This is a genomic window from Imperialibacter sp. EC-SDR9, assembly GCF_902498805.1.
In the GTDB taxonomy this organism is placed as follows: domain Bacteria; phylum Bacteroidota; class Bacteroidia; order Cytophagales; family Cyclobacteriaceae; genus Imperialibacter.
Genome location: NZ_LR701590.1, coordinates 72576 through 91853, shown reverse-complemented (window position 1 = coordinate 91853; position 19278 = coordinate 72576). Strand labels below are relative to the sequence as shown.

General features: G+C 46.0%; 14 protein-coding genes. 11 read left to right on the top strand and 3 right to left on the bottom strand.

The features are described from left to right. Window positions 1-124: 124 nt before the first annotated feature. Window positions 125-928 carry a hypothetical protein gene (locus GC130_RS17370; protein WP_151999611.1) on the bottom strand — a complete coding sequence of 268 codons (804 nt, stop codon included), beginning with the start codon at window positions 926-928 and terminating at the stop codon, window positions 125-127. A gap of 690 nt (window positions 929-1618) precedes the next feature. Between GC130_RS17370 and GC130_RS17365 the strand changes: the two genes are divergently transcribed. The 10 genes from GC130_RS17365 to GC130_RS17320 all read left to right on the top strand — a co-directional run bounded on the left by GC130_RS17365 (window position 1619) and on the right by GC130_RS17320 (window position 12404). After that, window positions 1619-2437, top strand: coding sequence for an alpha/beta hydrolase (locus GC130_RS17365; RefSeq protein ID WP_151999610.1), 819 nt, complete (start codon window positions 1619-1621; stop codon window positions 2435-2437). Then, entirely contained in the window at window positions 2364-3080 is a 717-nt protein-coding gene (locus GC130_RS17360) for a hypothetical protein (protein ID WP_151999609.1), read from the top strand. The genes GC130_RS17365 and GC130_RS17360 overlap by 74 nt, the downstream gene beginning before the upstream one ends. Window positions 3081-3106: 26 nt before the next feature. Further along, a complete protein-coding gene (locus GC130_RS17355; RefSeq protein WP_151999608.1) occupies window positions 3107-3790 on the top strand; it encodes a hypothetical protein in 684 nt (227 codons plus the stop codon). A gap of 183 nt (window positions 3791-3973) precedes the next feature. Then, window positions 3974-4882 (top strand): GlxA family transcriptional regulator, encoded by a 909-nt coding sequence (locus GC130_RS17350; protein ID WP_151999607.1) that lies wholly within the window; start codon window positions 3974-3976, stop codon window positions 4880-4882. A 43-nt stretch (window positions 4883-4925) separates the two neighbouring features. Continuing rightward, the gene (locus tag GC130_RS17345; protein WP_151999606.1) at window positions 4926-5882 is read left to right on the top strand and encodes an NAD(P)-dependent alcohol dehydrogenase; all 957 of its coding nucleotides are present in this window, start codon (window positions 4926-4928) and stop codon (window positions 5880-5882) included. A gap of 7 nt (window positions 5883-5889) precedes the next feature. After that, on the top strand, window positions 5890-6273 hold the full coding sequence (locus GC130_RS17340; RefSeq protein WP_151999605.1) for a DUF6010 family protein: 384 nt from the start codon (window positions 5890-5892) through the stop codon (window positions 6271-6273). A gap of 254 nt (window positions 6274-6527) precedes the next feature. After that, entirely contained in the window at window positions 6528-7439 is a 912-nt protein-coding gene (locus GC130_RS17335) for a GlxA family transcriptional regulator (protein ID WP_151999604.1), read from the top strand. A 314-nt stretch (window positions 7440-7753) separates the two neighbouring features. Beyond that, complete coding sequence (locus GC130_RS17330; RefSeq protein WP_226940533.1) at window positions 7754-10336, top strand: c-type cytochrome; 2583 nt, start codon at window positions 7754-7756, stop codon at window positions 10334-10336. Window positions 10337-10363: 27 nt separating this feature from the next. Continuing rightward, a complete protein-coding gene (locus tag GC130_RS17325) occupies window positions 10364-11473 on the top strand; it encodes a sugar phosphate isomerase/epimerase (RefSeq protein ID WP_151999603.1) in 1110 nt (369 codons plus the stop codon). A 145-nt stretch (window positions 11474-11618) separates the two neighbouring features. Continuing rightward, entirely contained in the window at window positions 11619-12404 is a 786-nt protein-coding gene (locus tag GC130_RS17320) for an SDR family NAD(P)-dependent oxidoreductase (protein WP_151999602.1), read from the top strand. 51 nt (window positions 12405-12455) lie between these two features. Here GC130_RS17320 and GC130_RS17315 read toward each other — a convergent pair whose 3' ends face one another. Both GC130_RS17315 and GC130_RS17310 read right to left on the bottom strand, forming a co-directional pair. Further along, entirely contained in the window at window positions 12456-13784 is a 1329-nt protein-coding gene (locus GC130_RS17315; protein ID WP_151999601.1) for a GntP family permease, read from the bottom strand. Window positions 13785-13867: 83 nt separating this feature from the next. Next, window positions 13868-15268: a cytosine permease gene (locus GC130_RS17310; RefSeq protein ID WP_151999600.1), complete on the bottom strand. Its 1401-nt coding sequence runs from the start codon at window positions 15266-15268 to the stop codon at window positions 13868-13870. A 329-nt stretch (window positions 15269-15597) separates the two neighbouring features. On the opposite strand from GC130_RS17310, the gene GC130_RS17305 reads away from it, so the two are divergent. After that, window positions 15598-19035 (top strand): ThuA domain-containing protein, encoded by a 3438-nt coding sequence (locus GC130_RS17305; RefSeq protein ID WP_151999599.1) that lies wholly within the window; start codon window positions 15598-15600, stop codon window positions 19033-19035. Window positions 19036-19278 lie beyond the last annotated feature (243 nt).

Here is a 19278-nt window from a genome sequence, read left to right as displayed (position 1 = left end):
TGTTTCATAAAAGGTCAACTGCCCACCTTCTAAGTCACAAACATGTCCAGCAGACGGCGGAAGCTGAATTTCTACCAGCAAACTCAATTGTAAATTCTGTCCAGGTTATTAGATGCTAAGATGCTCAATTAGAGGTCACCACTTGCTTGTAAGAGAACTCAACCTCATCTTCCGGAGTGAGTTTATCTACAGTGACCCAATGCCAGCGGGCGTATCCCACCTGGCAAAGTCCATAGCTTTTTACATTTATATCAAGCCGAAATTGATGTTCGGCATTCTGGATGAATCTACGAAATTCAACGTGGCCTCCCGGCCAGCATCCGCCTACCATGATCTTATAGCCAAGCAGCGTTTGGCTTTCAAAATCTACAGGGGCTCCCATGGTTGCACCGGTTTGTTGGCTGACCGCCTCCCATTCGGAAGTTGTATTGATGACGTAGCCAGTATAAAACGGATCTTTAACTTGCGAAATGTTAATATCAGCAGTTGACACACCGTCGCCGTTTCTCGGGTCTTTAGCCAGTTGATCTTTCAAAAGCGCCACTTCAACCAAATCAATGGTTGAGACACTAAGATTGGTGTCGGCTACCGTTTTGTCAGAAATGGTTACCAGCAATTCCAGGCCCTCCTGTTTCAGGCTATCCGGGAAGCCATTGCAGACATAGGGCATCCAGGCACCCAGATATTGCCGCATGCGAGTGGTGTCTACAATACCTGGCTTGTAACTGAAACCGCCGCCGTCGGGGATTAATGACACTAAAGCATATAGATCTCGCTTCAGCTCTCCCGAATGTAAACATTGCTCGGCTACGACGTTAACCGAGTCTTGATCCTGCTCACCACTTTCAGTATTGTCATCTTTTTCACCGCAAGCGAAAAAAAAGGATGCAGCTATTAAGAGCCCTATCGCTTTGTTTATCAGATTCACATATCATCGGTTAATTAAGATTTTACTTTGTTCGAATAATCCATTGCCAGAAACTTCCAACACATAAATACCCAGTGGTATATGTTTAACAACTAACTCAACAAAATTCCTATCATGGCTGACAATTGTCGGAACAAATACCTCTCCAGATAATCCAATCAGACGAATTGAAGTAATTACCAAGCTTTGGTAGAACCACACACTTATGCCAGTGCTTTACCCAAATTCATTACAAATTTTTCAACTTATTAATTACCAATAGGTAACAAAATAAGGTTTTAATCCCAGCAGGATCACTCAAAAGTCTAATCAGAAATGATTGGCTTTTTTTTAAAATACCCAATCAACGATAATGGAAGCTGGTTTGAGAACATAGCGTTTGATCCGCCAGCGGGTGGACAAAGAATAAAGCTTTGTGAGAGATAATACGCTCAACATTGCTACGTCGGATTGCAATTCCTTTGTGTTCAAGTCTCCCGGAAAATCATACTCCAAAACATCTATAGAAAGCCCCCTTTGCGTCGGGGGTCAACTTCTCCGCAAACTATTTTGGCTCATTACTCTGCGCAATTCCACACCTCTCTTTCTGGCCGCCTAAGTTGTCCTTTTATGACGCCTTCTTGACCTAGGCGAATAACATCAGGAGCCTGACCTTTGTCTTGTCGAAGGACATCACAAAAAGACAATGTTATGAAAAGACAAAAACTAACAACTCTTACACTGGGCGCCCTGGTCGGTGCGCTTGTGCTATTTCTGGCGTCGTGCAGCGAGGAAGAATTTAACCCGAGCCTGACAAGGGAATTCTCCATCCAGTCTACCTTCAATGGTGCCACTTATAAGATAAAAGTTGGACTTCCATTGGACTATAATTCGTCAGGGATAAAGCATTCTTCAATCTATGTTCTGGATGGCGAAGAGAATTTTGACTTCGTTGCCAATCATTGCGAAGAAATATCCGATCGTTATTCAGTAACGAATGTAGTGGTGGTCAGCATAGGTTATGGCAATGACAGAGAGCTGGACTATACACCTACGAAAATCAGCCCGACAACAGGAGGCGGCGGGGATTTCTTATACTTTCTTGAAAATGAACTAGTTCCGAGAATTGAGCAGGAGTTCAGTGTAGATACTACCCGAAACAGCCGGGCGATTTTGGGCCACTCGTATGGCGGTTTGTTTGGTGCCTGTGCTCTGGCCGTTAACAATCAGTTGTTTGGTAATTACATTCTGCTAAGTCCGTCTATCTGGTTTGATAATGAAGTTTCTCTGCTATTGGAAAAAGAATACAGAGAAAAGAACAGGGATAAACCACAGCTGGTATTTCTTGGCATCGGCGAGTCGGAGAATCTGGGCAGAATGCAAGCTCCATTTGAAGCATTCTATCAAACCCTTCGAGACAACTATTCGAGTATCAGTCTATCAAAAAATACGGAGGATGACCTGGATCATATGGGTTCAAAAAACCCCAACGTCATTAAAGGTCTCACCTACTATTTCAAAAACAGATAATCCAAATACTAATGATAACGAGTATAAAAATATGAAAACAAGTAAATATTTACCTCTATTGATCTTGGTATTAGCACCCACATATGGGTTTGCACAACGTGAGCCGGCAGCCTCACCGAAAGATCATCCAACAAGAGCGCTGACCATCGAACCGGGTATAGGCATTCACACCAATTTTGGAACAGACCTTCTGCTTGCCGGCCTGATTCAATGGAACCCTTATAAGCGGCTGAGCCTTGCCTCACACACTTCCTTTAATATTAACAACCTTCTTCAGCGAGATTTCAACTATATAAAAACCGATTATAACTACTCTTTCAATCAAAAGTTTGGCGCAGGCACAACCTTCTACTCCAGGAAAAGCACTCATACACTACTAGTGATGATTGGCGCCAAGTATACTGCCTTCAAAGAAACGGTATATAATCCCGCTGTTGATAAAGTAAGTGCCTCCATAAGCGCATTAAGCCCAGACTACGGATTAATGTATAGTCATAAGCGAGGATTAAAAAAATACTTTTTTACCGGACGCCTATATGTCCCCCTTTATCCCTGGCCTGTCAAAGGGTCCGACATCAACTTTGTGGACGGCAACATAAATAACATCGCCCTCGAGGTGGGGGTCGGAATGAAGGTCAAATAACCGAACAATAAAAACACAAATTCTACATGGCACTATTCACGTTTTGGCATGGTGATGACTACCCAGCACCGAAAAGGAAAAACCATATTTCAGTCAAAAGAGAGCTTGATGTGCTCACCCTGGCAAGGTTAATGAATCTAACAGAACAAGATATTCTGAAAAGGTTTCGGGAAGGCAATGAGGCCTGGGTGCTGAGGTTAAAAGGTATGCCAGTTTCGTTTGGGTGGTTGGGTCGCCAAAAAGCCCGGATCGGAGAACTATCCAAAGAAATTGATATTCCCAAGGGTAATGCTTATCTGTGGAATTTCAGAACACTGGAGCCTTATCGGGGCAGGGGTTACTATGTTCAACTGCTGGGCACGATTTTACAGGCTGAAGAAAAAGTCAGTGAAAGAATATGGATTATTTCGGCCCCCGAAAATCAAAGCTCTTTCAATGGAATAGTAAAGGCTGGATTTAGACCAGTGGGTGATATCATGTTCAATTATAAAAATGATGTAGTTCTCCTGGCAAGTTCGGTGAATGAAAGGACTGTTGCTGCTGCGGAAACTCTTCAACTACCAATTACAACCGATATAACCCGACCCTGCTGGAGGTGCGCCAGCAACACAATGCAGAAACAGGCGTCGTGCGATTGTTACGAAAACAGTCAGCTCTGTCAATGCCGCAATCAAAACACTATAACCGCCACAAAGCTGAGCACCGTGTGAGTTTGATGGTAAAGAATGCCACTTCGTTTTCCTAATTCCAAGCAGAGAATTAAAACAAATCATGAAATAGCCATAAGGAGAGCCATACCCAACGGAATGAATAAAGTCGGCAAACAGGCGACCATCACTTCCGAAAGGTCTTTGGCTATTCCATCTGGCCTTTGAAAAACAAATTTTATACAGATGAAAACTATTGCCTTTATTATCCCGCCTACGGTTGAGCTACTTGATTTGGCCGGCCCCGTTCAGGTATTTACCGAAGCCAGGTTTTACCAATTTAAAATCAACATTGAGTTTTACGTTTTTCAGAGCAACCCGGTCAGCACATGCGGGCTGGGTTTTGGAACCATCGCCAGCTTTTCGGATGCTGAGTTAAAGGATGGCGATTATGTTTTTGTACCAGGAATGGATCAAAATTATGTCCGAAGCCCGGCATTTCGAAAAGAAAAAAAATTCTTTGATTGGCTAAAAGACTGTGCCGACAGAAAAGTAAACATCTGTTCAGTTTGCAATGGTGCGTTTGCATTGGGCGAGGCTGGTCTCCTAAATGGCCTGGAATGCACTACGCATTGGCGAAGGGTAGACGAGTTGCAACAGCGCTTTCCCCAGACCAAAGTTTTGACGGATGTCTTGTATTCCAAGAACGCTGGCGTGAGCACGAGTGGCGGGATCACCGCAGGGATTGACCTGGCTTTATCCATTCTTAAGGATTTGGCCGGAGCTCCTTTTACTCAAAAGGTAGCAAGAGGACTTGTCCATTATCTGAGAAATAACGATCACAAAAAGGAAGTCATTTACCTGGACTTCAGAAACCACCTGAATATCAAAATTCACGACGTGCAAAACTACCTCGTCGACAACCTTTCAGGAGCGACATCTATTTCGAACCTGGCACTAGTTGCCGAAATGAGTCCGGAAAACCTGAAACGGGTGTTCAAGGAAACAACCGGAATTTCTGTTAGCGGGTATTTGACCCAGGTACGTCTAGAGACGGCCAAAACTCTTCTTAAGAATCCCGAAAACAGTCTGGCTTACGTGGCCTCCAGGTGTGGTTTAAAAACGGCCAGTCAGCTACAAAGAATTTTGAAATAGAAACAGAGTCAATTCCATTCTTTCTCATAACACAATAAAGAAAATGAAAGCAGCAGTCTACACTCAGTATGGTTTTCCGGAAGTTCTCCAAATCAAGGAAGTGGCTAAGCCGGTACCAAAGGACAATGAAATTCTTTTGCGAATTAAAGCTACGGCCGTTAATTCAGGTGATGTGCGGTTGCGAAAAGCAGACCCATTTGCAGTCAGGCTATTTTTTGGCCTTCTAAAGCCTAAGACAAATATACTTGGCAGTGTTTTTTCCGGAGAAGTCGAACTTGTCGGCAAACAGGTAAAACTTTTCAAGGCTGGCGATCAGGTTTTTGGACATGCCGATATGAGTTTTGGTGCTTACGCAGAATATATCGTTCTCCCGGAAGGCGGATCACTGGCGTTAAAACCAGCTGCTGTTTTGCACAGCGAAGCAGCAGCCATTCCTTTTGGAGGAGTCACAGCCCTACATTTTATCAAGAAGGCAATGATAAAGGCAGATCAAAAAGTTTTGATAGTTGGGGCCTCGGGAGCGGTTGGAAGTGCTGCCGTTCAGCTGGCGAAGTCGTACGGGGCAATTGTAACAGGTGTATGCAGCACTTCGAATACTGGCTTGGTAAAATCTATGGGTGCCGATAAAGTGATTGACTATACAGTCGAGGATTTTACGCAAAACGGTGAAGTCTACGATCTAATTTTTGATACGGTCAAAGCGATATCAGTTTCCCGCTCTTTAAAGTCGCTCACTAGCAACGGAAAAATGATTTTGAGTGCGGCGGGTATGCCGGAAATGCTTCAGGGGCTGTGGACATCTCTAACAAGCAAAAAGAGTGTAATGACGGGTGTAATTAATCATACCGCAGCAGATATTGTTTTTCTAAAGGAGCTTACTGATGCAGGCAAATTCAAGCCAGTAATTGACAGAGCTTACCCGTTGGAGGGAATTGCTGAAGCACACGCCTATGTTGAAAAAGGGCACAAAAAAGGAAATGTCGTTATCAACATCCAATAACCAAGATATGACAAGCTTTCTTATTGGCCTTGGCACTACATTGGCGATAATTGCTTTCGCTGAGATATTCCGAAAGATTGACTTCAACCTCTTCGCTTCATTGAGCCTGGCGGTAATACCATTTATTTATATAGGATTTTCAATCGCTCCACACGCTCTTTTACTTACAATTCCAGGGGCATCGTTCTTTCTGATGTTTGCGTATTGGGGTTACAAAAAGAATTACATGCTCACGGTTATAGGCCTTGCACTACACGGGCTTTGGGATGTTCTCTTTCCCCATGTAAGCGAAGTAGCACCAGACGGCTATGATATCTTCTGTACAACAATTGATGTTTTGCTGGCCTTGTACTTCTACGTAAAGCTGAATCCAAAAAGAATAACCTTTTAGAAGCTTAGATTCCAGGAACGTAATTAACTAAACAAGTTTTTCAGTTCCGAAGATTGATGTTATCCAAAAAAAAACGTTCGGGCCCATGAAGACTACATGCTGAAGCTTTCCGGTTATTCATTAAGGCAGGCAGCATGGGGAGGCAACGACTCACCCGGAAGGTTTCTGGTAAGAACATATTTTCTGGCAGGTACCTATCCAGTGAATTTGAGTCCGGAAATTATCGGTAACTTGTTTAGGTAAAAAAAACAGGTATGCTGAAAGTAGCCTTTATCGTTCCTCCCTTTGTTGAGCTATTGGATCTTGCAGGGCCTGCGCAGGTTTTTATAGAAGCCAAATCGCATGGACTTGATGCAGAGATTGAATTTTACAGTTATCATGACGGTATTATATCAACCTCTGGTGTTGCGTTTGGAGCAATAAAAAGTTATGAGCTGGCCAATTTGCAGCCAGGCGACTTCGTGTTTGTGGCTGGCACGGACCATGACTATTTACGAAGTGCACAGTTTGGTGCTGAGAAAAACTTTTTTAAGTGGATAAGCCAATGTGCCGACAGCCAGGTAAATACTTGCTCTATTTGTACGGGCGCCTTTTTTTTAGGTGAAGCCGGGCTATTGGACAACAGAGAATGCACCACCCACTGGAGGCGAACAGAGGAACTGAAGGCTCGTTTCCCGAAAGCGAACGTGCTGGCGGATTCCCTGTATGTAAAGAGCGATAATATTTATACCAGTGCAGGCATCAGTGCAGGCATCGACCTTGCGCTTGCAATTTTGGAAGCCCTGAAAGGACCTCATTTCGTTCATAAGGTGGCACGAGGCTTAGTGGTGTATCACAGGCGTGATCAGTCGCACTCACAAAAAAGCATTTATTTGGATTTTCGAAATCACATTAACCCAAAAATTCATGAGGTTCAGGATTTTCTTATCAACAACATCGGAGATGAAAACTCGATAGACGCATTGGCAGAAATGATAGCCATGAGCCCCAGAAACCTGACTCGGGTTTTTAAAGAGTCTACGGGGTTAACTGTTGTCGAATATCTAACTGAGCTTCGAAGAGAGAGGGCAAAAACGCTTCTCAATAATCCTGATTACACTATTGATTTTATTGCATCTCAATGTGGCTTTAAGTCTGCGAGGCAATTGCAGAGAATTTTGAGGTGACTTCCTTGGTTACGTCACTTTCATTACTTTTTAGGATTCTCATCGAAATGAGAAATTGACTAGTAAAGCAGGGTGTCTCAAATCACATCAAGGCTGCTGGGGCGATGTAGCTCTTATCCTGGCGAGAGCACGGAAAAAGCCTAAGGTAGCAGTCCTAGCCTTTTCTGTTTTTAGCCCATCTGTACTCCCACTACCATACCGTTATTGTAAAACATACTTGTGTATCCAGGCAAGATGTATCAAATTGTAGCTAACCACACACCAATACACTTGTGTGGCCTGTTATACCTGCTTAAACATAAAATACATTTTCCTTGAGAAAGTTTTGCGATTCAACGCCTTCGGCCCGTTTGTTCTCTTTTGTTATTTCGTCATTTTTCCTCATAGCATGTTCCGACACTAACAAGCCGATCACTGATGATTCATCGGCTAAAACGCCTGAAGAACAGCTAGGCACTTTCCAGTTGGAGCCTGGTCTGAAGATTCAACTGGTAGCCAGCGAGCCAATGATTCAGGAGCCTGTCTTTGCTGTGTTCGATGAAGACGGCAGGTTGTGGGTGGTCGAAATGCGGGGCTACATGACTGACATTGAGGGCCATGAGGAAAATGACAAACTTGGAAGGATTTCGATTCTTGAAGACACCGATGGAGACGGCGCCATGGACAAAAGCACTGTCTATCTCGACAGCCTGGCGCTGCCCAGGGCAATAGGCTTAACCAAGGGAGGAGCGCTTGTTGCTGAAAACAACGCACTTTGGGCCACAAAAGACCTGAATGGCGACCTTAAAGCAGATTCAAAAATCTTACTTGATTCAACCTATGCTTCCAATGGCATGCCTGAGCACTCAGACAACGGCCTGCTTCTCAATACCGACAACTGGTATTACAACGTGAAGTCGAGATTGCGCTACCGGTTGGTAAATGAAGAATGGGTAAGAGACAGCACCGAATTTCGTGGCCAGTGGGGAGTAAGTCACGATGACAAGGGTCGGCTTTTTTATAATTACAACTGGTCGCAACTGCATGCTGATCTTGTACCTCCCAATTATCTAGGCCGTAACAAAAACCACAAACCATCTACCGGTATCGACCACGGACTTACCATCGACAGAAGAGTGTATCCGATTCGATCCACACCTGCCGTCAACAGGGGGTATATTCCCGGCACGCTGGACGACAGTGAAAAGCTGATAGAGTTTACTGCAGCCTGTTCTCCGATGGTTTTGCGGAGCACCGTTTTTTCTAAGGAATATTACGGCAATGCTTTTGTGTGCGAGCCGGCCGGTAATCTTATTAAAAGAAATGTTGTGAGCGAAAGTGGTATAATGTTGAGCGCTACTGACCCACATCCCGGCACTGAGTTTCTTGCCTCTACTGACGAAAGATTCAGGCCAGTGCATATCGCCCCAGGCCCGGACGGAGGAATGTATATCGTGGACATGTACCACGGCATCATCCAGGACGGAAAGTATGCCACACCCTATTTGAAAGAAAAAACATTGGAGCGTCAACTGGAGCAGCCTATTCATATGGGAAGAATATGGCGGGTGGTGCCCGACGATTGGCAGCCGTCAGCCAGCCAAAGGCTATCTCAAACACCTTCAGATCAACTAGTCAAACTTCTTTCTCATCCTGATGGCTGGCAAAGAGACATGGCCCAGCGTCTTTTGGTTGAGCGAAACAACTCGGATGTCGCTCCGGCGCTTAAGGCCGTTGCCACAGGCAATGTCAACGACCTCGCAAGATTCCACGCTCTTTGGACAATGGAAGGACTTCACCAAAGCGACACTGACCTTCTAATCAGTCTTATGTCGGATAAAAGTTCGCTGATTCAGGCAACAGCGTTAAGAATTCTGGAGCCCATAGCCTCAGCAAATATTGCCATTCAGAAAAAGGTGGAGGCTGCACTGATAAACAGCCATGAGACCGCTAACATTGAACAAGTGCTGCAAATCGCTCTAAGCGCCGATGCATTGTCACCCAACATTTCGCAACAAATTCTGGAGGGCATTGTCTCCCGCCACTCCGATTCACCATTGATTCGTGATGCTGTGATGAGCAGCCTTGAAAACGAAGAATTCAGCTTCCTACAGAGGCTTTGGAAATCTCCCGCTTGGAAAAACCCTTCTCAACCGAAGGAGATTTTTCTTGAAATGCTTACCACCTCAATTGTAAACAAAAGAGATTCAAAGGAGCTCGGTGCACTTCTGGCGATGCTGAATGTGACCGAAGCAGCATTTGGCTGGAAGGAAAAAACAGTACTGACAGGCTTGGCAATTCAGCAAAGCAGTGCCAGCAAAAAAGGCCCCATAAAGCTGGCTTCCGCCCCCATCATTCTCACTAAGCCTCAGACTGTCATCGAAGCGTCAAAGCTTGCCTCACTAAATGCCATGTTTGAGTGGCCGGGACATAAAGTGGAAGCCATAGCACAAGCTGTAGGAAACACGTTAAATGATCAGGAACGAGAAGCATTTGCTCTTGGTCGGCAAAATTACCTTACCACCTGCGCCGGCTGCCATGGCACCGACGGCGCTGGAATAAGCCGTTTTGCACCTCCTTTGGCTGGCTCCGAATGGGTGACGGGTAGTGACAAGCGCCTGGCATTGATTATATTACATGGAATTGAGGGGCCAATCGAGGTAGCTGGAAAAACATACAACACGCCTGAGATACTTCCTGTGATGCCCGCACATTCGACCCTGGACGACAGAAGCATTGCCACTATTTTGACCTATATTAGAAATGAGTGGGGCAATAGCGCCAGTGCCATCAGTGGCCGCTTTGTGGGAGGAACGAGAGTGACTTCACAAGGTCGTGTAGTGCCATGGACAGCTGCTGAGCTAAATGCCCATATAGAAACGCTCGAACAGGAAGAGGCAAAAACAAAAGCTCAATAAACCTACTGACACTTACACCCTACTACCATGAAAGCTTATGAAAAAGTTCTAGATCAAAAATCTGCTGGAGAGCCCTCCAGAAGGGAATTTCTCCAAAAAGCCGGCGTTGGCGCTCTGGCATTAAGCATGCCCTTTCCTGCCATGCCGGACTTTCTAAAAGATGTTCCCATGGGCGTCGTAGTTCATTCCTACGCATCCCGGTGGAACTCTAAAACAGACAGCAAGAAGTATCCACCCATGACTGACGCTATTCAGCTCATGGAGCACTGTGCCAGCATAGGAGCCGGTGGCGTGCAAACAGTGGTCCGTGGTTGGACATCCGACTTTGCTAAAAAGGCCAGAGACAGAAGAGAAAAGCTTGGGCTCTACCTGGAAGGATCAATTGGACTGCCCAAGAAAGCAGAGGATGTAGCTGACTTTGAAAAAGAGGTGATCGCTTCAAAAGAAGCTGGAGTGAGTATTTTAAGAACTGTGTGCCTGGGCACAAGGAGGTACGAAAGTCTCCACTCGCAAAGTGACTTTGACGAATACGCAAAAAATTCTCTTGCCTGGGTAAGGTTAGCCGAACCGATAGTTCGTAAGCATAAAATGAAACTGGCCATAGAAAACCATAAGGACTGGATGGCTCCGGAGCTGGTTGACTTTATCAAAACCATTGGAAGCGAATGGGTAGGTGTAACCGTCGACTTTGGCAATAGCATAGCGCTGATGGAAGACCCGATGAGTGTTGTAGAAACACTGGCACCTTACGCATTCTCCACCCACGTGAAAGACATGGGTGTGATGGAATACGAAAAAGGATTTCTGCTTTCTGAAGTGCCGCTCGGTACAGGCATTTGCGATCTGAAGAAAATGGTGGACGTTTGCAAAAAGCATAATCCCAACATCAGGTTCAACCTGGAAATGATCACCAGAGACCCGTTGGAAATCCCATGCTTGACTGACGACTACTGGAATGTTTTTGAAGGAGTTTCAGGCAAGTACCTGGCGAATACTTTGAGCATGGTGAAAGAAAAGACTTCCAAAACGCCTTTACCAACCGTGGCTGGACTCACGGCCGAACAGAGGCTTGCATTTGAAGAAGAAAATAACCTGGCCTGCCTGAAATACAGCGCCAGCAATTTGAATATTAGATAGGTACATGGTTCTCGTTTGCAACGAGAACTTATGAGGCTTGCGCTTGAAGCGCATTACATAAAATATTAATCCTCACTCAATGCCTCCTGAAAGAGGCCCTGAGGCAAGTGTTTTTTGATCATTATTAAAACTTGACAAATCTCTGATGACTACAGAAAAACTACCCGGTATTAAACTATTCGATCTTACAGGCAGAACCGCTATCATCACAGGAGGCTCCAAGGGCCTGGGGCTGGCCATGGCTGAAGGCCTGGCCTCGGCCGGTGCCAATATCATGCTGGTGAACCGTACCGAAAAAGATGGAGAAGAAGCCGCCAAAACAATCAGCAGCTCCTACGGTGTCAAAGCCATTTCATTTGCTGCCGACGTGACCAACCAGGCGCAAACTGAAGCCATGGCTAAGGCAGCTATGGACACTTTCGGTCGTATCGATATATTGATCAATAGCGCAGGCATCAATATCCGTGGCCCCATCGACGAGCTTTCACTGGCCGACTTCAACAAAGTGATGGAGGTAAATGTAAACGGCACCTGGCTTTGCAACAGAGCGGTGACTCCCTACATGAAAAAGGCGAAAAGAGGCAGCATCATCAACATGGCAAGTACACTTGGCCTGGTGGGGGTTCCCAACCGCACGCCCTATGCTTCAAGTAAAGGAGCCATTGTACAAATGACTCGTGCCCTGGCACTTGAGTTTGCTCCGTTCAATATTACCGTCAATGCCATTTGCCCAGGGCCTTTCCTCACAGAAATGAACGCCCCTATTGCAGGCACCGAAGACGGCAAAAAATTCATTATTGGTGCCACAGCACTTGAACGCTGGGGCGAGTTGAAAGAAATCCAGGGAGCAGCCATTTTCCTCGCCAGCGATGCTGCTACTTATATGGTAGGCTCATTGATTGCTGTTGATGGTGGATGGACGGCGAGGTAGTTTAGATTTTAACCCTCCAAGGGTTTGAAACCACTTGGAGGGTCAAGAGTTTTAGATGAACAACGTAATTAAATAAATCATCATAATAGCCGTGAAGGACATGATGAAGGTGCCCAGGCTATGTGACTGATTACCTTGTTTGATCGTCATGCCCGAGAGCTGCGTCATTGCCCAGAAGAAGCTGTCGTTGGCATGAGAGATAGCGATGGCACCGGCACCAGTTGCAAGCACTGCAAACACCCGCATCGTTTCTGTATCAAGACCAAGCGTGCCCAATAACGGCGCAATGATGGAAGCGGTTGTAATCATGGCCACAGTAGAAGAGCCCTGAGCAGTCTTTAACGAAAAGGCAATAAGGAACGGTAGGAAAATCCCCCAGCTAGCCCCACTTAACCCTGTGCTTACCAGGTCAGCAATGCCAGAATTTTGAAGCATCTTTCCAAACACGCCGCCTGCACCTGTTATCAATATTACCGGCGCAGCAATTTTCAATGCCTCACCTATCCAGCCAGTAGAAGACAGCACCTGCTTATCAAACTTCTCCGGCAGAGCAAAAGAAAGGAAAGCTCCTAACAGAAGTGCAATCACAGGGCTTCCAATGAATAAGATAACTGTGATAACTGCCCCTTCACCCAACGGTTGGGTAGGGTACTTCGCTATTGAAGCAAGCACAATCAACAGTAGTGGAATAACAATCGGCAGAAAAGACTTGATAGCCGACGGGTGTTTACCAATTTTCTCCTCGGTTTCGCTGGCTGCAAAAACCGGTTCCAATGGAATCTTCATAACGAATTTCTTCACAAAGAAGTAGCTCGGAATCAAAGTGGTGATACTAATAATCAGTCCCCAAAAAATGACCATTCCCAAATCGGCGTCTAGAATGCCGGCTGTAGCAATTGGCCCAGGTGTGGGCGGCACCAACGAGTGGCTGGCAGTTGCACCTAACGTAAGGGCGACAGTTGTGGCTGCGTAAGGCACCTTCCCTTTGAAGGAGAGCGACTTACTTATCGGGTTCATCATGATGAAGGTACTATCGCCAAAAACCGGTATCGACAGGATATAACCACAAATCATCATGGCCAGCATGACTGACTTTTCTCCAATCCACGAAAGTATTTTTTGAGCAATCACCAGGGCCCCTCCCGTTTTTTCCAGAAAGGTGCCTATCATTACACCCAACAGGATCAGCAGACCGATGCTACCCAGCACTCCTCCAAAACCATCGGTGATGGATTTCAGGATGAGGTCGGGCGACATACCAGAAAGTAGACCGTAGCCAATGGCACCAACAAAAAGTGCAAGAAAGGGGTGGATGTCAAACTTTGTGATGGCAATCAGTATGAAAGCCAGCGCCACCAGAATAATCAGTAGTGTAAGCATGTGTAGGTATAGGGTATGTGTTTTGTTAACAACAAAATCTCAAAATACCCTTTCCCACCGTACTACGCAAGCCGCCCCTCAAATCACAAGCCTTTCTTCTGTGTTAGCTTACTTATGAACAAGTAAAGAAAACCACAAAGCAACCATGCAGGAAGTGTCAAGAAGCTAAGAAACACTCCTTTTTGAACAGATATAAAATAGAACAAGCCGACACTAAATACCCATGCAACAAATACTGCAATGTTGAACCCAATACCCGATTTCTCAGCATAGAATGTTTGTATGCCCCAATTTTTAGCAAAGAAGTGTTCAAACACGATGATAGCTCCCACCGGCGCCAGTATAAACCCGTAAACTGCCACAAAGTCCAGCAGCTTCATGGCAAACGCCGGAAACAGACCGGCAATTGTTGCCAGTGCGCCTGCCAGGATAGTCACCCAGAAGGTTGACACCTTCGGCATGATTGCCTGGAATGCCAGCCCGGCTCTGTAGATGGTGGGGTTAGCTGTCGTCCAGCCTGCAAGAATGACCACGATGACGCCAAAAATCCCAAGTGCATTGTAGGCCAAGGGCCCGGGCGCTACCGACGGCGCCTCGCCACTAGCCAAAATGGCCTGTGTTTCAGGCGCTCTCAAATACACCGCATAAAGCAAGCAAGCCGCAATCCACGCCATATAGTGACCAACATACATTCCTGCCGCAGTAGTCCAGCCTGAACTTGCCTTTTTCGCAAATCTAAAGACCGTCAGATCTGACATGCCAATGTGCACAGCAGCGTTACAAAACCACGACCAGATGGCTACATGCCAGAACGTATACTTGATTTGGCCGGGAAACGGCTCAGTGCCTTCTCCCCAAATATTCCAGAAGTCGGAAAAAGAACTCACACCAAGCTGATTGGCAGCTACAATGCCAGCTGCTACAAAACCGAGCACAATCACCGGCGACATCCAGTTAGCCGCTTTGGAAACCGTGTTGTAGCCCTTGGCAGCAATCAATGAAATAACGATCCCTAACCCCACCACGATCAATACCCAGGTAATTCCGTTCGGCGTCGTGTCAGTAAGCTTAGGCATGTCCATATCGAAAGGAATACCGACGGCAGTAGCGGACACCGTAATCATTGAACCGGCCAGGAAGCAGAACAAGATGCCATTGGCCAGATTGTAGACAATGACCAATTTTCTTCCACTTATTTTTTCCAGGTGAAAATAAAGCGTGGTGCGGTACTTCACTGCCAGCTCAGCAGTAAGGTATCGCCAGCTCAACACCGCCATGAAGTTGCCAAGTAGTAAGCCAATGAGCAAATCAAAAGCGCTGACCCCCGCTGTAAGAAACAAGGGCCCGATGACAAACTCTGTGCCTGCGGCATGCTCCCCCGCATACATCCCAAGGAAACTTGTCCATCCCTTCTGTGCCGACGCTGGCACGGGCTCCCTTTCGTATTCCTCAGAAACTATAGCTTCTTTTGATTGATTCGTCATAATGTAGGTAGGTGTGTTCTAAATCTTTGAAGCTAGAAGATAGAGAATTTGCAAGCATCCTGCACTATCCTGACGGGCGGGCGGCAACTATTTACTTTTAATGCACTAAAAACATTTCTGCCAGACAAAATGTAATATCGTCGAAACTCAATTAGTCGTCCAGAAAATGTCACCATTTGTAAAAAAACCGTTTTGCGGAATGCAAAAACGCCACTTTTACGATCCTATCTTTTATCTTGGGAAGTTTTTATACATAATTTCGGTTTATTGTGTTAATGAAACATATTAAGCTTAGTTCAATCGTCTCATACCCATAAAAATTACGTTCGATGAAACACCCTTTGTCTATCATAAAAAGCCTTTTCCTGGTGGCTTTTTTAACGCTGACTTTCCTTTCTTGCTCAAAAAAATCAGGGCCTGCTAAAGTTTTAGTCTTCAGTAAAACCGCCGGTTGGCACCACACTTCTATCCCTTTTGGCATTGCAGCTATCCAAAAGCTGGGGGTTGAAAATGGTTTTGAGGTGGACACCACCACCAATGCAGATTACTTCAACGAGGACTCGCTGAAGAACTACTCAGCAGTTGTTTTCCTCAGCACCACTGGCGACGTGCTCAATCACTACCAGCAGGCTGACTTCGAAAGATACATCCAGGCAGGTGGAGGCTACATGGGCATTCATGCCGCCGCTGATACCGAATACGATTGGCCCTGGTACGGCAAGCTGGTGGGCGGTTACTTCCTCGATCACCCCGGCATCAACGACAAAAGCCCAAATGTGCAGGAGGGTGTACTCAACATCGTCGACAAGTCACACCCAAGTACGAGCTTCTTGCCTGAAAAGTGGACAAAAACCGACGAGTTCTATAGCTATAAAAACCTCAATCCTAACACTAACGTGCTAATGACCATCGACGAGGATAGCTACGAAGGCGGGGCCAAAATAGGCAATCACCCAATGGCCTGGTACCACGACTACGACGGAGGCCGTGCCTACTACACAGCCCTGGGCCATACAGATGAGTCCTACACAGAAGAACTTTACCTCAAGCATATTCTGGCAGGGATTCAGTATGCCATTGGCGACAACAGCGAACTTGACTATTCAAAGGCAACCAGTCTGAGAGCCCCCGAGGAAAATAGATTCACAAAAACAATGCTCGCCGAAGGAGTATTTTACGAGCCGACTGAAATGACAATCCTGCCCAACTTTGACATTCTTATTGCTCAGAGAAGGGGTGAAATCCTGCTTTACAAAAACGGCACTGGAGAAATTAGTGAAGCTGCCAAGCTTGACGTTTACCATCAGAGTGGCGTGAAGGGAGTGAATGCTGAAGAAGGCGTGTTGGGCATTCAGAAAGATCCCAACTTTGCTACAAACAATAATGTGTTCATTTTCTACAGTCCGAAGGACACTTCGGTCAACAGGCTGTCTCGTTTCAAATTTGTCGACGATAAAATTGACGTGGCTTCTGAAAAAGTAGTCTTGCAGTTCTACTCTCAAAGAGGAATTTGCTGCCACACCGGCGGCTCAATTGCCTTTGATAAAGATGGCCTTCTTTATGTTTCGGCTGGTGACAACTCTACACCATTTAATGAACCAGGCGGTAAATATGTAAACAATGGCTTTGGCCCACTCGACGACCGACCAGGGCATGAGCAGTATGACGCAAGGAGAAGCTCAGGCAATGCCAATGACCTGCGTGGAAAAATCATGCGTATTCGAGTGAAGGAAGATGGCTCTTATGAAATACCTGAAGGCAACTTGTACCCTGTGGGCACTGAAGGTACCCGGCCGGAAATTTACGTGCAAGGAAACCGCAACCCCTATAGGATTTCAATTGATCAGAAAACTGGCTTCCTGTATTGGGGTGAAGTAGGGCCGGACGCTGCCAACGACAGCATGGAAGTGCGGGGCACACGTGGTTACGACGAGCTAAACCAGGCACGCAAGGCCGGGAACTTCGGCTGGCCCATGTTTGTAGGCAAGAACTATCCTTACCGTCAGTACAACTACGCCACCGGAGAGTCCGGAGAGCTGTTCGATGCTGAACATCCGGTAAATGATTCAAGAAACAACACTGGTATCAAAGAGCTTCCTGCTGTAGCGCCAGCATTTATCTGGTATCCATATGCTGCCTCCAAAGAATTCCCGCAGGTGGCCACCGGTGGAAGAAACGCAATGGCTGGGCCCGTCTATTATACTGACATGTTCCCTGCCGCTACGAGATACCCTGATTACTACAACGGCAAACTTTTCATCTACGACTGGATCCGTGGTTGGATCAAGGCTGTGACCATGTACCCTAATGGCGACTATGAGAAAATGGAGCCCTTCATGGAGCATACCAAATTCAACTCATTGATTGATATGGAAGTGGGCCCTGACGGAAAGTTCTATTTGCTTGAGTATGGAAATGGCTGGTTCGCTAAAAATGACGATGCTGCACTTTCAAGGGTTGACTTTAATGGCGGCAACAGAGCGCCCTCGGTAGAGCAAATAGCTGTTGATAAAAGCTCCGGCACACTGCCACTGGAAGTGACAGTCACTGCAAAGGCCAGCGACCCTGAAAGAGACAAGCTTACCTACACATGGGATTTTGGCAACGGAGAAACGCAGCAGACAACCGTTCCTGAAGTTACCTATACCTACTCAAAAATTGGCGACTATACCATTACAGTAGAAGCAAGTGATCCGGCTAAATTGACCGCTAAAAGCAGTTCGATCTCAGTTTATGCTGGCAATGCTGCGCCTGATGTAACAATTAGTGTAAAAGGCAACAAGTCATTCTATTTCCCAGGAAAAAATGTGGAGTATGCCGTAACAGTAAGTGACAGCGACGATTCGTCAGAACCAGATATGGCAAGCCTGTTTGTGTCAGCCGACTACATTGAAAGCACTGACCAGGCAGAAGCTACGCAGGGCCATCAGGTAATTTCCGAGAACATGATCGGAAAGAATATGATGAACTCTCTGGATTGTAAGGCTTGTCACAAAGAGGTTGAAAAATCGATTGGACCCGCATACATCGATGTAGCCAAAAAATACAAAGGCAATCCTGACGCACTTAATATGCTAGCCCAAAAGGTGATCGCCGGAGGAACTGGCGTATGGGGTGATGTGGCAATGGCAGCCCACCCCGGCCTTAAGGAAAGTGATGCAAAAACAATTATTAGCTGGGTGCTTTCATTGGCTGATGATACCGAGGCTGGCAAGTCGCTTGCTGCAAGTGGATCGCTGAAACCCACACTGGACAAAAAACCAATGGACAATGGTTCACTGATCATTAGGGCTAGCTATACTGACAAGGGTGGTGCCAATATCAAACCTCTGGTTGGTTCATCCACTTTGAGACTGAAGAGCAGCAAGTTGGATTTGACAAAGGCGAGCAACCTCGATGGCTACACTACAATGTCATTCAGCGGCATGAACCTTCTGCTTTTGCCAAACGCAACCGGATCTTTCAGCCTTAGTAACATTGATTTGACCGACGTTAGTGGGGCTGATTTCATGACTGGCAGCCAGCAGCCGATGGCCAAAGGCTATACGTTCGAAGTACATCTTGATGCGGTTGATGGCAAAAAAATTGGCGAAGCATCGTCGACATCAGGAACGTCATCTGCTGCTGGAATGAACGCCAGCATGTTCACCATCAACTTCGAACCGGTGACAGACGGAAAACTTCATACGCTGTTTATTGTGAGCAAGCCAAACGACGGAGAGGAAGTAACAGGTGCAGTGGCAGGCATAACATTAACCTCCAAATAGTTATTAGTCATTGTCACTACTCATAAAAAAAAGTCCCACTCCATGTGGGACTTTTTTTTATGCTCAAGGTATAAAAGTTGACTACGGCCCGTGACTTGCCGATTTGATTAATATTATCTACCTTTCACTGTACGTACACCAACTAGGGCGATTGATCTTTAAGAAAATCTAATTAGTTGGCGAGTACAACTGGTAATTTTTATAAACGGACTGGCTGGAATATTTATTCGTTTTTGTTCACCA

Excerpts from the sequence above, each read along its gene's own strand:
- GC130_RS17345 (WP_151999606.1), top strand. The coding sequence starts at position 4,926 with ATGAAAGCAGCAGTCTACACTCAGTATGGTTTTCCGGAAGTTCTCCAA.
- GC130_RS17305 (WP_151999599.1), top strand. The coding sequence starts at position 15,598 with ATGAAACACCCTTTGTCTATCATAAAAAGCCTTTTCCTGGTGGCTTTT.
- GC130_RS17340 (WP_151999605.1), top strand. The coding sequence starts at position 5,890 with ATGACAAGCTTTCTTATTGGCCTTGGCACTACATTGGCGATAATTGCT.
- GC130_RS17360 (WP_151999609.1), top strand. The coding sequence starts at position 2,364 with ATGACCTGGATCATATGGGTTCAAAAAACCCCAACGTCATTAAAGGTC.
- GC130_RS17335 (WP_151999604.1), top strand. The coding sequence starts at position 6,528 with ATGCTGAAAGTAGCCTTTATCGTTCCTCCCTTTGTTGAGCTATTGGAT.
- GC130_RS17355 (WP_151999608.1), top strand. The coding sequence starts at position 3,107 with ATGGCACTATTCACGTTTTGGCATGGTGATGACTACCCAGCACCGAAA.
- GC130_RS17325 (WP_151999603.1), top strand. The coding sequence starts at position 10,364 with ATGAAAGCTTATGAAAAAGTTCTAGATCAAAAATCTGCTGGAGAGCCC.
- GC130_RS17365 (WP_151999610.1), top strand. The coding sequence starts at position 1,619 with ATGAAAAGACAAAAACTAACAACTCTTACACTGGGCGCCCTGGTCGGT.
- GC130_RS17320 (WP_151999602.1), top strand. The coding sequence starts at position 11,619 with ATGACTACAGAAAAACTACCCGGTATTAAACTATTCGATCTTACAGGC.
- GC130_RS17310 (WP_151999600.1), bottom strand. The coding sequence starts at position 15,268 with ATGACGAATCAATCAAAAGAAGCTATAGTTTCTGAGGAATACGAAAGG.
- GC130_RS17315 (WP_151999601.1), bottom strand. The coding sequence starts at position 13,784 with ATGCTTACACTACTGATTATTCTGGTGGCGCTGGCTTTCATACTGATT.
- GC130_RS17350 (WP_151999607.1), top strand. The coding sequence starts at position 3,974 with ATGAAAACTATTGCCTTTATTATCCCGCCTACGGTTGAGCTACTTGAT.